The sequence below is a fragment of the Sphingopyxis sp. SCN 67-31 genome (assembly GCF_001725095.1).
Window position 1 is genome coordinate 69,583 of sequence record NZ_MEFH01000050.1, and the last position, 12,651, is coordinate 82,233.

Consider the following 12,651-nt stretch of genomic DNA (forward strand, 5'->3'; position numbering starts at 1 on the left):
GCGCGAACGGTTTTCAGGCGCTCGCCGCCGCGATCGGATTCGCCCCGGCCAGCAAGCTTCGGCATTCGGTGAAGACGCCGCCCAGCACGCTGCGAATCTCGTCCCATACCTGCCGCTCGTCGGCGGCATCGGCGGGAACGCTTTCGGCTATCACGTCGATCGTCGCATCGACCAGCCCGCGATACCAGTCGAACGATACCTGGAGCGTGAACTGATGATGCGGAACCGAATTTTCGAGCAATATTTCGATCTCGGTTGGGCGTTCGAGGCAATACATCAGGCAATAGAGGCAGTTGTCGACCATCTCGTGCTCCAGCGCCGAGGTCCGCCCCATTCCGTGCCGCTCGAAACTGGCCGCGGCGTCGGGGTGCCGCGCATAATAGCGCGCCATCACCACCGGCGTGATGTCGCCGATCGCGTCGGCCGCTCGCGTCAGGCTGCGATCGAGCAATTCCAGTTTTTGCGCACGGTCCATCTCCAACCTCTCCTTTTTTCAAAGGAGTATTTCAAATGCGGGTTTTAAGGCAAGCGTTATGCGCACCGGGATGATGCGCACGCGTCAGAGGCGCGCGGCGATCTCCGCCAGCATGTCGTGCACAGGCGTCGGCGCGGCGGGCGCATCCCAGCCCGCCTCGAGCGCGGCAACGCGTTCGAACAGCCGCTCGCTCGCCATGACGACGCGGGCGACCGGGGCATCGAAGCGGGCGCAGACAGACCAATCGGCCAGGACGGGATCGCCGATACGCGCGGCGCTGTCGTCGGGTCCGGCCCCCGGATCGCCGGCGATCATCGCGCGGCGGTGGAGCAGCCAGGCGATGATATGCATCAGCCGCGCCGTCGTCTTGAGCGATTCGCAGGCGAGCCCGACTTGAAGCAGGCCATCGCCGCCCGGATCGCGCATCGCTGCAAAGGCCGCATGCGCCTCGTCGGCGAGCAGCATCGCTTCGACATAGAGATTTTCGACCTGCGCGCGATGAACCGGCCGGCCGATTCCGCGCATGCCCGACTGCCGCTCGTCCATCGCGCGGCCATGCCACGGTCGCGGCGCGCACCGCAACGCCGCTAACCATCTTTCCGGCGCGCGACCGGACGGATCAGGCGATGATGTCGGGCAGAAGCTGATCCTCGCACCATGCGATCTCGTCCCGCAGCCGCAGCTTGTGCTTCTTCATCCGGGCGAGCTGGAGCTGGTCGGGAACCGCCGCCGCGGCGAGCGCGATGATCGCCGCATCGAGGTCGCGATGCTCGGTTCGAAGCCGTTCGAGGCGCTGGGCGATGTCTTCCGGATTCACGCCCGTCTCCTGCCACGGCCACCGCTGGTCCGCAACGGGGACCGGCCGGCCGAATCGTCACGACTTTCGGGGCAATTCATGTTTTACTCGGCCCTGCCCACCCGATTCGAAAAGGAGAAGGCCTCATGAGCACATCGCACCTTTCTGCCCTGAAGTCCCGTCACGCGGACCTCGACGCGAAAATTGCGAATGAAGAACGGCGCCCATCGCCCGATGCGGCCCTGCTGGCGCAGATGAAAAAGCAGAAGCTGAAAATCAAGGAAGAGATGCTCGCGTTCGATTGAGCGAGCCCCCGACTGCTACCGCCGGCTGATGCCTTCCATCGCGAAGCGCGTCAGCGCGGGCGGTAGAAAGGCCCCCGGTTGAGCGCTGAAATGTGCGGGGGAACCTCCATTTTGCGAACCACCTGACGGCGCACCGCCTGCGGATCGACCGGCCGGTCGAACGCGACGCCGAACTTGCCGTCGCCGATCCAGACGATCCGCCCCGGCACCGGGCCGATGTTGCGCAGATCGACTTCGACCGCCCCGCCCTGTTCAAGCCCCCTGATCCGGCCCTGCACCTCGGCGAGCATGCCGCCCGCCGACAGGTTGCGGACGCGGACGAGCACCGTATCGGACGCCCCCGCGAATTGCAGCCGCGCCTGCATGAACAGGCTGTCGCGGTCGGCGCTTCGCGACAGCGCCGCCACTTCCTCGTCGACCGATGTGTGTTCGTGGGATTCCATGCGACCCGTTCCCCCGTTTGATTCAGGGGATGAATCTAGGCAGCAGCCCTTGCGATATTGTAAATGGCGCCGACGCCTTTCGGCCCCGCCGCAATCAATCCTCGCGCGAAATGCGCTCGTTGCGCTCGTGGCGCTCCTGCGCTTCCAGCGTCATCGTCGCGATCGGGCGCGCCTGAAGCCGCGCGAGCGAGATGGGTTCGCCGGTGACCGCGCAATAGCCATATTCGCCTTCGTCGATGCGGCGGATCGCGGCGTCGATCTTGGCGATCAGCTTGCGCTGGCGGTCGCGGGTCCGCAGTTCGATCGCCCAGTCGGTCTCGCTCGACGCGCGGTCGGCAAGATCGGGCTCGCGCAGCGGACCGTCCTGCAGATGCGCCAGCGTCGATTCGGCTTCGGAAAGGATCGACTTCTTCCAGGCGAGCAGGAGGCCGCGGAAATAATCCTGCTGCCGTTCGTTCATGAACGGCTCGTCCTCGTTGGGGACATAATCCGAATCGAGATTGGACCTGGCTTCGCGGAGGGCGTCGGCGCCAACATCGGCAATCTTGGTCGGCATAAGGGGCTCTCGCGTCCTTTCCTGTCGCCTTGCCGCCGAAATGGCGGTCCAAGGAATGCGCCGCGCCTATAACCAGCCGCAGGTTGGGACACAAGCGCCAAGGACCGATAGGCAGCCCCGGGTGAAGCGCCGCTGAACCGGTCCGACGCTCTCCACAAGCCCACCGCGCCCACCCATTCGATCGCCCGGCCGTTTACCAATGGACATGATTCGGTAAAAATCGTGCTGTTTTGGGACAAAGTAGCGCTTTAGAGTTGATTTCGATCCCATTTTCCCGCTCTCGGACAGGCAAACGCGGTTAACGCAATTGCCGTGTTCACAAAGCATTGGCCTTTTGCTCTTAGTGAAAGGCGCAATCGGTGCCGGCGGCAGCGCTGGGGGCACCTGCAACGGGAAAAGAGAGAGAAACCTATGTCTGTCCGAATGGCCCTCGCAAAGCTTTGTGCCTGCACATGCGGCGGCGCGATCATCGGCACCGGCGCGATGCAGGTCGCCGACGTGCCGCGAGCGAAGGCGCAGACGGTGCAGAACTGCTGCACCAAGAAAGTGGTGCGCAAGCGGCACGTGGCGCGCAAGCCGGTGAAGCGCGTCCGCCGCGTGGTCACGACGAAGCGGATCATCCGCACCGCCACCCCGCAGACGCAGGTGGTGACGCAGACGGTTCCGCTGCCCCCCATCCCCTATGCGCCCTTCCCGCAGCGCGGCGGCTTCGAAGGCGGCGGCGGCGGCGGTGGAGTCACCGTGATCGGCGGCGGCTTCGGCGGCGGTTTCGGCGGCGGCTTCTTCGGGGGTTTCTTCGGCGGCAGCAGCGGCGGCGGGAGCAGCGGCAGCGTCGTCATTACCTCGACAACCACGGGCGGTCTCAGCTCGACCACCAGCAGCACCTCGGGCGGGGTTTCCACTTCGACCGGCGGGGTCAGCACCTCGACCTCGACGGGTGGCGTCAGCACGTCGACCGGCGGCGTTTCGACTTCGACGGGCGGCGTCTCAACCTCGACGGGTGGCGTGTCGACCTCGACGGGCGGGGTCAGCACTTCGACCGGCGGCGTTTCGACCTCGTCGGGCAACGTCAGTTCCTCCTCTTCGAGCAGCAGCAGTTCCTCTTCGTCGAGCAGCAGTTCGTCCTCCTCGTCGTCGAGTTCCTCCTCGTCGGGCGGCGGCAGCTCGTCGAAGGGCGGAAGCTCGCACGGCGGGTCGTCACGCGGCGGCAGCTCGCATGGCAGTTCGTCCCACGGCGGATCGTCGCATGGAAGCTCGTCGAAGGGCGGAAGCTCGCACGGCAGCTCGGGCTGGGGCGGCTCGTCGGGCGGATCGGGCGGTTCGGGCAGCAGCTCGTCGAGCAGCAGTTCTTCCTCTTCGTCGTCTTCCTCGTCGTCGAGCGGTTCGAGCGGCGCGTCGACCTCGACCGGCGGCGCATCCTCGTCGTCGAGCAGTTCTTCCTCCTCGTCGTCCTCGTCGAGCAGCAGTTCGTCGAGCGGCGCGACCTCGTCGGGCGCGACGGGCGGCAGCAGCAGCTTCGGCGGATCGACGGGCAGCTCGTCATCCTCGTCGAGCAGCAGCTCCTCGTCGTCGTCGAGCAGTTCCTCTTCTTCGAGCTCCTCGTCATCGTCGAGTTCGGGCGGCAGCACGAGCAGCGGGTCGTCGGGCGATCCGACCCCGGTGCCGGCACCGCCGATGATGCTGCTGTTCGGCGCCGCCGCCGCGGCGCTGGTGATGCGCCGCCGTGCGGCCAACCGCGACGGCGACGACAGCGAAGCGGCGTAACGGGCCACTGGCGGCAGACGGCCTCGCGCCGGATGCCGAATGATGGGGGCCGTCCCTTGGGGCGGCCCCCTTTTTCGTGGCGGTCATGATTTCGGCCCCGGGATCGCCCTGCGTCATCATTGCGAGCGGAGGGGCGAACACAGGCTTGCACCGCCCGCTCCGCGCCGCCATAGCGCGGCCATGCACGATATCCGCCTGATCCGGGACGACCCCGCCGCGTTCGACGCGGGCCTCGCGCGCCGCGGCCTTGCCCCCCTGTCCGAAATCATCCTGGCCGCCGACGCCGCGCTGCGCGCGTTGCAGACCGACATGCAGGCCGCGCTCGCGCGCCGCAACGAGGCGTCGAAGGCGATCGGCCAGGCGATGGCGCAGGGCGACACGGCCACCGCCGAAACGCTGAAGGCAGAGGTCGCGGCGCTGAAGCAGTCGCTCCCCGAACAGGAAGCCGCCGAGCGCGCGCAGCTTGCCGCATTGCAGGACAGCCTCGCCGCGCTCCCCAACCTGCCCGCCGCCGACGTTCCCGACGGCGAGGACGAGGAAGGCAATGTCGAGATTTCGCGGTGGGGCACCCCGCGTACCTTCGCCTTCACGCCGCGCGAGCATGCCGATTTCGCCCCCGCGCTCGGCCTCGATTTCGAGACCGCGGCGCGGATGTCGGGTGCCCGCTTCGCCTTTCTGAAAGGGTCGATGGCGCGGCTCGAACGCGCGCTCGGCCAGTATATGCTCGACCGGCAGACCGGCGAGGCGGGCTATCGCGAATGCGCGACGCCGCTGCTGGTGCGCGACGAGGCGGCATTCGGCACCGCGCAGCTTCCCAAGTTCCGCGAGGACCTGTTCCAGACCACCGACGGCCGCTGGCTGATCTCGACGTCGGAGATGAGCCTGACGAACGCGGTGCGCGAGGAGATATTGCCCGAGGCCGACCTGCCGCTGCGCATGACCGCCCTCACCCCCTGCTTCCGGTCCGAGGCGGGCGCGGCGGGGCGCGACACGCGCGGCTATATCCGCCAGCACCAGTTCTGGAAGGTCGAGCTGGTGTCGGTCACCCGCCCGGAGGACAGCGACGCCGAACTCGAACGCAAGACGCGCGCCGCCGAGGCGATCCTCGAGGCGCTCGAGCTGCCCTATCGCCGGATGCTGCTGTGCGCGGGCGACATGGGCTTTTCGGCGCGCAAGACCTATGACCTCGAAGTGTGGCTGCCCGGCCAGGGCGCCTACCGCGAGATTTCGAGCTGCTCCAACTGCGGCGATTTCCAGGCGCGGCGCATGAACACCCGCTTTCGCCGCGAGGGCGCGAAGGGCAACGAGTTCGTCCACACGCTCAACGGCTCGGGGCTGGCGGTCGGGCGCACGCTGGTCGCGATCCTCGAAAATTATCAGCTGGAGGACGGCAGCGTCGATATTCCCGCGGCGCTGTTGCCTTACATGGGTGGGGTCACGCGGCTGACACCCATCACCTGACTACCCTCGTCACCCGGCCTTGGGCCGGGTGACGAAAAGAGAAAGAAACCAAGGTGCGCATCCTCCTCACCAACGACGACGGTTATCATGCCCCCGGCATGGCGGTGCTCGAAGCGATCGCACGGCAGCTTTCGGACGATATCTGGGTCTGCGCCCCGTCGGAGGAGCAGTCGGGCGCCGGCCATTCGCTGACGCTGTCCTATCCGGTGCGCGTCCGCCAGCATGGCGAGCGGCGCTGGTCGTGCACCGGCACCCCGACCGATTCGGTGATGATCGCGATCGGCAAGCTGATGCCCGAAAAGCCCGACCTGATCCTGTCGGGGGTCAACCGCGGCGCCAATCTGGGCGACGACATCACCTATTCGGGCACGGTGTCGGCGGCAATCGAGGGGGCGCTGGCCGGCATCCCGGCGATCGCGCTGAGCCAGGTCTATGCGCGCGAAGGCATGGGCGACACCGTTCCCTTCGGCGCGGCCGAGGCGTGGGGGGCGAAGGTTCTGGCGCCCCTGCTCGCGATGCGGATGGCGCCGCGGACGCTGATCAACGTCAACTTCCCGGCCGTCCCCGCCGACGCGGTGCGCGGGATCCGCGTCGTCCGGCAGGGCTTCCACGACTATAGCCGCGGCTCGATCGTCGAGGGCGTCGATCCGCGCGGCTACACCTACTACTGGTTCGGGCTGCACGGCATCGAGCATTCGCTGGGCGCCGACAGCGACCTCGAGGCGATCGACGCCGGCTATATTTCGGTGACGCCGCTGCAACTCGACCTGACCCACGACGCCTCGCTCGCTGCGTTGCGGAGCGCCTACCAGGGCTGAGCGGAAGAGAGGCGATGCCGATCCGACGCTTGATACATTGGCACGATCGCTCTTGAATATAACACATCGTGTCCCCGCGCAGGCGGGGGCCTATGGCTGTGGGGATTCGGGTTTCGGCACGGTTTTCCCTTCCGCCGCCCTGACCTTGTTTGGCAATGATCCCTTTTCGACAAGTCACCGTTCCCCGGCGAAAGCCGGGGTCCAGGTGGGGCAGCGCCGCCTCGCATGGACCCCGGCTTTTGCCGGGGAACAGTTCCTGATTTGCCTGAAGGACATATGCGCCAACTTGTTTCAGAGCCTGCCCCGGACCCGATCAGAGGGTCCATGGTCCCCCCTCGCCTGAAAGTCGGCACAGAAGGGAAGGTTCGGCCATGAATGCTGAACGAGTTCAGTATGACGGACGAGGCAGCGCGCCGAACGCCGACTCCCCATAGACCATAGAGCGTCTTGACGCCGACGCCGGCTTTGCTTTGCGCTGGGCTCCCGCCTCCGCGGGAGCACACGAGTATTTTCGCGATCCGCTTCGCTGAAACGGGCGTCCCATGCCCTCCGATCGCTCAGTTTCTGTTCCGAAATGAAACAGATGGCTGGTGTTCGCTGCCTGGCTTTGGCAAGGAAGCGGTGTGGGGGCGCTTATTCACCGTATCGGGCCGCTTGTGGGCGCGGCATTGCTGGGCGGCTGTATTCCAGCGGCCATGTCGCCGACGCCGCGCGCGACCGCACCGGTAGCCAGCGCGTCGGCGCCGTCTACCGCGCGTGACGATTTCGAACGGCGCTCGCTGGGCGAGGTCGTTGGCGGCGACGCGCGGCAGACCTGGACGCTGAAACCCGTCACCGCCGACGCGCGCGCGGTCACGGCCGGCACCTATACCGTGCGGCCGGGCGATACGCTGCGCGCGATCGGCGCGATGACGGGCGCGGGTTCGGAGGCGATCGCGATGGAGAACGACCTCGCGCCGCCCTACACGCTGCATCCCGGCCAGACGCTCCGCGTTCCCGCGGGCCTCTATCATCGCGTCGCGGCGGGGGAGACGGGCATCGGCATCGCACAGGCCTACGGTGTCGACTGGGGGGAGGTCGTCACGATCAACGCGCTCGGCGAACCCTATATCCTGCGCGTCGGCCAGCGGCTGCGCTTGCCGGCCGAGGCACGGGCCCAATCGCCGCGTGCCGTCGACGTGGCGGCACGCGCGGCATCCTTCACGCTCGACATCGACGACATCGCGACGGGCAGCCAGCCCGCGCTCGCCGAAAGCGGGCGCCCTGCAGCGGCCAGCGCGGTGCCAAAACACCCGGTGACGACGGCAATCGCGGCGCCGGCCGCCTTTTCCGGCCGCTTCCGTTGGCCGCTCGCCGGTCCGGTCATCGCCCGCTTCGGTCCGCTGGCGCCCGGCAAGGTCAACGATGGCATCAACATCGCCGCGGCGCAGGGGACGCCGATCCACGCCGCGGCGGACGGCGTCGTCGCCTATGCCGGCGACGAGATCGCCGTCTATGGCGGCCTGATCCTGATCGACCACGGCGGCGGCTGGATGAGCGCCTATGGCCACGCAGGCGAAATCGCGGTGCAGCGTGGGCAGGCGGTGAAGGCCGGCACCGTGATCGGCCGCGCCGGCGCGAGCGGCCAGGTCCAGTCGCCGCAACTCCATTTCCAGCTCAGGAAGAATCGGTTACCTGTCGATCCGATGAAGCAGTTGCCGCCCCGATAGCCGCCGATGGCCAGACGACTACCCCGGAGCGTCCAGCGCCAGTTCGACGTCCTGCGCCGCGCGACCCGCTGGCCGATCTGGGCCGACTTGGTCACGCGGCTGGGTGTCGCCTTCCTGCTGATCGGGATCGCGGTGGCGATCCACTGGGTCGGGCGCGACGGGCTGGTCGATCACGAGGACGGTGCCATCAGCTTCCTCGATGTCGTCTATTTCACGATGATCTCGGTCACCACCACCGGCTTCGGCGACATCACCCCGGTGTCCGACCGGGCGCGGCTGGTCGAGGCGGTGGTGGTCACGCCGATCCGCATCGCCGTGCTCTTCATCTTCGTCGGCACCGCCTATCAATTCGTCCTCAAACGCACATGGGAAAAATGGCGCATGGCCCGCATCCAGGCAAAGCTCACCAACCATATCGTCGTTCTCGGCTTCGGCGTCAGCGGCAGCGAAGCCGTCAAGGAACTGATCGTGCGCGGCACCGATCCGTCGAAGATCGTCGTCATCGACCCGGCGCGCGGGCGCGTCGCCGCCGCCGAGCACATGGGCTGCAACGTGATGGAGGGCGACGCGTCGAACGACGACACGCTGCTGCACATCCGCATCAACGAAGCGAAGAGCGTGCTCGTTTCCGCCGGGCGCGACGACACATCGATCCTGATCGTGCTCACCGTGCGCCATCTCGCGCCGCACGTTCCGATCAGCGTCGTCATCCGCACCCAGGACAATGAATTGCTCGCGCGGCAGGCGGGCGCCAACAACGTCATCAACCCGGTCAGCTTCACCGGCCTGCTGCTCGCGGGGTCGGCCGAGGGCGCGCATGTTGCCGACTATATGGCCGACCTCGCGGCTGCCGGCGGCCGGGTGCAGCTGAGCGAGCGCCGGGTCAGCCCCGAGGAGATCGGCCGCGGCCTCGACACGCTCGCCAGCGGCGGGCGCGGCCTGCGCCTCTATCGCGGCGGCAAGCCCTACGGCTTCTGGGAACCCGAAGCCCAGGCGCTGCAGGCGGGCGACCTGGTGGTCGAGGTCGTCCCCTGCAAGGACAGCGAAGCGCAGGCGTAGCCCGCCCGACGCGCGACAATCCCCGTATACTACTGCGTCGCGGTTTCAATTTGCCGCATGGCGGAAAGCCCATGAACCGCCTGCAACGGCGCCTTGGCGCGCAAAATGCCGACGGAATGTAAAAAGGCGCTTGCTTTTCTCGCGAATGACTCGCAATAGCGCGCCATTATTTCCATCATGGATCAAAAAGGGGGCATGAATGTCATTCTTGCGTTTGCGTGAATCACTGGCGGCAGCGGCGCCGGCCTATCTGGCTCTGGGTTGCTTCGGCCTCGCCGTTTCGCCCGCGGCCGCCCAGGACAACGGATCGGAAGCGAAGGCGCCGCGGCTCGGTGGGGTCACCGTGACCGACACCGCGATCGACGACGAAGGCTATAAGGTCGACCGTCCGTCCTCGCCGAAATTCACGCAGCCGCTGCGCGACACGCCCCAGACGATCCAGGTGATCGACAAGCAGCTGTTCAACGAACAGGGGGCGACGACGCTGACCGAGGTGCTGCGCAACAGCCCCGGCGTCGGTACCTTCTATGCCGGCGAGAACGGCAATACGACGAGCGGCGACGCGATCCGCATGCGCGGCTTCGACACGTCGAACAGCATCTTCGTCGACGGCATCCGCGATCTGGGCTCGATCTCGCGCGACATCTTCAACACCGAAGCGGTCGAGGTTCAGAAAGGACCGGCGGGCACCGACAATGGCCGCACCGCACCGACGGGCGCGATCAACATGGTGTCGAAGCGGGCGTCGCTCGAAAGCGCGCTGTCGGGCACGCTTTCGGTCGGCGTCGACGGGCAGAAGCGCGTGACGGCCGACGTCAACCAGACGCTGGGCGACCAGAGCAACAGCGCGTTGCGGCTGAATGTCCTGTGGCAGGACAGCGATGTTCCCGGCCGCGATCATGTCGAGAACCAGCGGCTCGGTCTCGCCGCCTCGCTCGGCTTCGGTCTCGAAACCGCGACCCGCGCCTGGCTCAATCTGCTCTATGTCGATCAGGACAATATTCCCGACGGCTATGTCCCGACGATCGCCCTCCCCGGATGGCAGCCCCAGTCCGGACAGGAAGCGCTGGCCGGCCATCCCGTCGATTCAAGGAATTTCTACGGCACGCGCAAGGATCATGACGACGTCAGGGCGCAGATGGCGACATTCATCGTCGAACATGATTTCTCCGACAATGTGCGGCTGTCCAACGTCGCGCGCTGGGGCGAGACCAGGCAGGATTATCTGCTGACCGCATTCATGTCGACGAACGCCAACATCGTCGGCGATCCTGCGAATCCCAACGACCTGTCCGCCTATACGATGACGCGCGGCAACCCCACGATCCGCGATGCGCGAAACCGCATCCTGACCGACCAGCTCAACCTGCGGGCCGATTTCGCGACCGGGGCGATCGAGCATAATCTGAGCGTCGGTGCCGAGATCACCAGCGAAAAGCAGATCACCTACGGCCACAGTTCCTCGGGCACCCTGCCGGTCGCCAATCTCTACGATCCCGACTGGAACGACACGAGCAACTACACCCATTCGCGCAACGGCACCGCTTCGCGGGGCAAGACGAATACGCTGGCCTTCTATGCCTTCGACACCGCGAAATTCTTCGACGGGCTCTTGCTGGTGACCGGCGGCATTCGCCTCGATCATTACAAGACGACCTATGTCAGCACGGCCGTCTGCAACAACGGAACCGGCCGCGGCGCCGTGCCCTGCGGTACCGCGCCCGTAGGCTCGATCGTGACCACCGCCGACCTGACGGCCAAGGACACGCTGTTCAACTGGAAGCTGGGAGCGGTGCTGAAGCCCAGCGAGCCCGTCAGCCTCTATGTGAACTATGCGCTGTCGCAGCAGCCCCCGGGCGGCGACAACTTCACCCTGGCCACTGGCAACAGCGCCAACAACCCGGACTTCGCTCCCCAAAAGGCCAAGACGATCGAGGCCGGCGTCAAGCTGGACGCACTGGACGGCGCACTCGCCTTCAACGCGGCGGTGTTCCAGACCAAGGTGCTGAACGAGGTCAACGCCGCCGACCCGTCCGACATCCAGAGCGGATCGAAGCGCGTGCGGGGCTTCGAACTGTCGGTCGTGGGCAACATCACCGACGACTGGTCGATCTCCGCCGGATACGGGCATCAGAAGACCAAGGTCACGAACGGCGGCGCGGTCGCCGTCGACGGCAGCACCGGCCTGACCTACGCCCCCGACGACAGCTTCTCGTCATGGACCAGCTATCGCGCGCCCTTCGGGCTCGAGATTGCCGGCGGCGTCCGCTACACCAGCGGAATGCGGCGCGGAACCGACGGCGCGGCCGGCACGCCGCCCCGCACCCAGGGCTACACGGTCGTCGACGCGCTGCTGGGCTATGCGGTCAACGACAATGTCACGCTGCGGGTGAATGCCTATAACCTGTTCGACAAACATTATGTCGCGGCGATCAACAAGAGCGGCTATCGCTACACGCCGGGGCAGCCGCAAACCTTCCTGTTCAGCGCCGACTTCCGTTTCTAGGTCGGCGCGGAACGGGCCTGGGCGGGGGACGTGGCGCGCCCCCGCCTTCGCCGTTTGAAAGGATCTGGATCGGCATGTTGCTGCATATTCCGAACATCCTGTCGGCCGAGGAGGTGGCGGCGGTCCGCGCCCGGCTCGACGACGCCGAGTGGACCGACGGGCGCGAGACGGTCGGAGCGCAGGGTGCCCGCGTCAAGCGCAACGAGCAATTGCCCGATAACCTGCCGCTGAAGGCCGAACTGGGAGCCACGGTGCTCGCCGCGCTGCAGCGATCGCCGCTGTTCTTCGCCGCCGCGCTGCCGCGCAAGATCCTGCCGCCGCGCTTCAACCGCTATGCGGGCGGCGGCGAATATGGTTTCCACGTCGACGGTGCGGTGATGCGTCTGGGAGAGGGCGAACATCTGCGGTCGGACCTGTCCTGCACCCTCTTCCTCAACGATCCGACCGACTATGAGGGCGGCGCGCTGGTCATCAGCGATACTTATGGCGAGCATCGCGTCGCGCTGCCAGCGGGGGACGCCATTCTCTATCCTTCGAGCAGCCTGCACCGCGTCGAACCGGTGACACGCGGCGCGCGCATCGCATCCTTTTTCTGGATTCAAAGCCTGGTGCGGGACGAAAGCCTGCGGCGAATGCTTCTCGAACTGGATACGGCGATCCAGAAACTCACCCCCGATGGGGCCGATAATGATGCTGTCCTTCAACTCACCTGCGTCTACCACAACCTGCTGCGACGCTGGTCGGAAACCTGAACGCGAG

General features: G+C 66.6%; 14 protein-coding genes. 7 read left to right on the forward strand and 7 right to left on the reverse strand.

The features are described 5' to 3' along the window. Nucleotides 1–13: 13 nt before the first annotated feature. From ABS88_RS06515 to ABS88_RS06525, 3 genes are all read right to left on the reverse strand, one after another. On the reverse strand, nt 14–475 hold the full coding sequence (locus tag ABS88_RS06515; RefSeq protein WP_076074745.1) for a hypothetical protein: 462 nt from the start codon (nt 473–475) through the stop codon (nt 14–16). Between the two features lie 84 nt (nt 476–559). Next, a complete protein-coding gene (locus tag ABS88_RS06520; protein WP_237233945.1) occupies nt 560–1,021 on the reverse strand; it encodes a DUF1465 family protein in 462 nt (153 codons plus the stop codon). Nucleotides 1,022–1,094: 73 nt separating this feature from the next. Then, nucleotides 1,095–1,292: a YdcH family protein gene (locus ABS88_RS06525; protein ID WP_076074743.1), complete on the reverse strand. Its 198-nt coding sequence runs from the start codon at nt 1,290–1,292 to the stop codon at nt 1,095–1,097. A 125-nt stretch (nt 1,293–1,417) separates the two neighbouring features. On the opposite strand from ABS88_RS06525, the gene ABS88_RS06530 reads away from it, so the two are divergent. Then, nucleotides 1,418–1,576, forward strand: coding sequence for a YdcH family protein (locus tag ABS88_RS06530; protein ID WP_076074740.1), 159 nt, complete (start codon nt 1,418–1,420; stop codon nt 1,574–1,576). Between the two features lie 50 nt (nt 1,577–1,626). Here ABS88_RS06530 and ABS88_RS06535 read toward each other — a convergent pair whose 3' ends face one another. The 3 genes from ABS88_RS06535 to ABS88_RS06545 all read right to left on the reverse strand — a co-directional run bounded on the left by ABS88_RS06535 (nt 1,627) and on the right by ABS88_RS06545 (nt 4,347). Beyond that, entirely contained in the window at nt 1,627–2,019 is a 393-nt protein-coding gene (locus ABS88_RS06535; RefSeq protein WP_104959471.1) for a PilZ domain-containing protein, read from the reverse strand. 94 nt (nt 2,020–2,113) lie between these two features. Next, the gene (gene dksA, locus ABS88_RS06540) at nt 2,114–2,575 is read right to left on the reverse strand and encodes an RNA polymerase-binding protein DksA (RefSeq protein WP_067106274.1); all 462 of its coding nucleotides are present in this window, start codon (nt 2,573–2,575) and stop codon (nt 2,114–2,116) included. A gap of 680 nt (nt 2,576–3,255) precedes the next feature. Then, entirely contained in the window at nt 3,256–4,347 is a 1,092-nt protein-coding gene (locus ABS88_RS06545) for a hypothetical protein (protein ID WP_199775065.1), read from the reverse strand. A 172-nt stretch (nt 4,348–4,519) separates the two neighbouring features. On the opposite strand from ABS88_RS06545, the gene serS reads away from it, so the two are divergent. From serS to ABS88_RS06565, 4 genes are all read left to right on the forward strand, one after another. After that, entirely contained in the window at nt 4,520–5,800 is a 1,281-nt protein-coding gene (serS, locus tag ABS88_RS06550) for a serine--tRNA ligase (protein WP_076074735.1), read from the forward strand. Nucleotides 5,801–5,853: 53 nt separating this feature from the next. Further along, the gene (surE, locus tag ABS88_RS06555; RefSeq protein WP_076074732.1) at nt 5,854–6,618 is read left to right on the forward strand and encodes a 5'/3'-nucleotidase SurE; all 765 of its coding nucleotides are present in this window, start codon (nt 5,854–5,856) and stop codon (nt 6,616–6,618) included. Between the two features lie 695 nt (nt 6,619–7,313). After that, nucleotides 7,314–8,327, forward strand: a complete 1,014-nt coding sequence (locus tag ABS88_RS06560; RefSeq protein ID WP_076074729.1) for a M23 family metallopeptidase — start codon at nt 7,314–7,316, stop codon at nt 8,325–8,327. 6 nt (nt 8,328–8,333) lie between these two features. Beyond that, on the forward strand, nt 8,334–9,386 hold the full coding sequence (locus ABS88_RS06565) for a potassium channel family protein (protein WP_067106266.1): 1,053 nt from the start codon (nt 8,334–8,336) through the stop codon (nt 9,384–9,386). 29 nt (nt 9,387–9,415) lie between these two features. Here ABS88_RS06565 and ABS88_RS06570 read toward each other — a convergent pair whose 3' ends face one another. Then, nucleotides 9,416–9,553 (reverse strand): hypothetical protein, encoded by a 138-nt coding sequence (locus ABS88_RS06570; protein ID WP_286749449.1) that lies wholly within the window; start codon nt 9,551–9,553, stop codon nt 9,416–9,418. Between the two features lie 32 nt (nt 9,554–9,585). Between ABS88_RS06570 and ABS88_RS06575 the strand changes: the two genes are divergently transcribed. Together ABS88_RS06575 and ABS88_RS06580 are read left to right on the forward strand one after the other, a co-directional pair. Continuing rightward, a complete protein-coding gene (locus ABS88_RS06575) occupies nt 9,586–11,892 on the forward strand; it encodes a catecholate siderophore receptor Fiu (RefSeq protein ID WP_104959470.1) in 2,307 nt (768 codons plus the stop codon). Nucleotides 11,893–11,966: 74 nt separating this feature from the next. Next, nucleotides 11,967–12,644 (forward strand): Fe2+-dependent dioxygenase, encoded by a 678-nt coding sequence (locus ABS88_RS06580; RefSeq protein ID WP_286749450.1) that lies wholly within the window; start codon nt 11,967–11,969, stop codon nt 12,642–12,644. Nucleotides 12,645–12,651 lie beyond the last annotated feature (7 nt).

What these genes read in the sequence shown, in the direction of transcription:
- serS (WP_076074735.1), top strand. Translation starts at nt 4,520, where the DNA reads ATGCACGATATCCGCCTGATCCGGGACGACCCCGCCGCGTTCGACGCG.
- dksA (WP_067106274.1), bottom strand. Translation starts at nt 2,575, where the DNA reads ATGCCGACCAAGATTGCCGATGTTGGCGCCGACGCCCTCCGCGAAGCC.
- ABS88_RS06530 (WP_076074740.1), top strand. Translation starts at nt 1,418, where the DNA reads ATGAGCACATCGCACCTTTCTGCCCTGAAGTCCCGTCACGCGGACCTC.
- ABS88_RS06565 (WP_067106266.1), top strand. Translation starts at nt 8,334, where the DNA reads ATGGCCAGACGACTACCCCGGAGCGTCCAGCGCCAGTTCGACGTCCTG.
- ABS88_RS06520 (WP_237233945.1), bottom strand. Translation starts at nt 1,021, where the DNA reads ATGGACGAGCGGCAGTCGGGCATGCGCGGAATCGGCCGGCCGGTTCAT.
- ABS88_RS06580 (WP_286749450.1), top strand. Translation starts at nt 11,967, where the DNA reads ATGTTGCTGCATATTCCGAACATCCTGTCGGCCGAGGAGGTGGCGGCG.
- ABS88_RS06570 (WP_286749449.1), bottom strand. Translation starts at nt 9,553, where the DNA reads ATGGCGCGCTATTGCGAGTCATTCGCGAGAAAAGCAAGCGCCTTTTTA.
- ABS88_RS06515 (WP_076074745.1), bottom strand. Translation starts at nt 475, where the DNA reads ATGGACCGTGCGCAAAAACTGGAATTGCTCGATCGCAGCCTGACGCGA.
- ABS88_RS06535 (WP_104959471.1), bottom strand. Translation starts at nt 2,019, where the DNA reads ATGGAATCCCACGAACACACATCGGTCGACGAGGAAGTGGCGGCGCTG.
- ABS88_RS06560 (WP_076074729.1), top strand. Translation starts at nt 7,314, where the DNA reads ATGTCGCCGACGCCGCGCGCGACCGCACCGGTAGCCAGCGCGTCGGCG.
- ABS88_RS06575 (WP_104959470.1), top strand. Translation starts at nt 9,586, where the DNA reads ATGTCATTCTTGCGTTTGCGTGAATCACTGGCGGCAGCGGCGCCGGCC.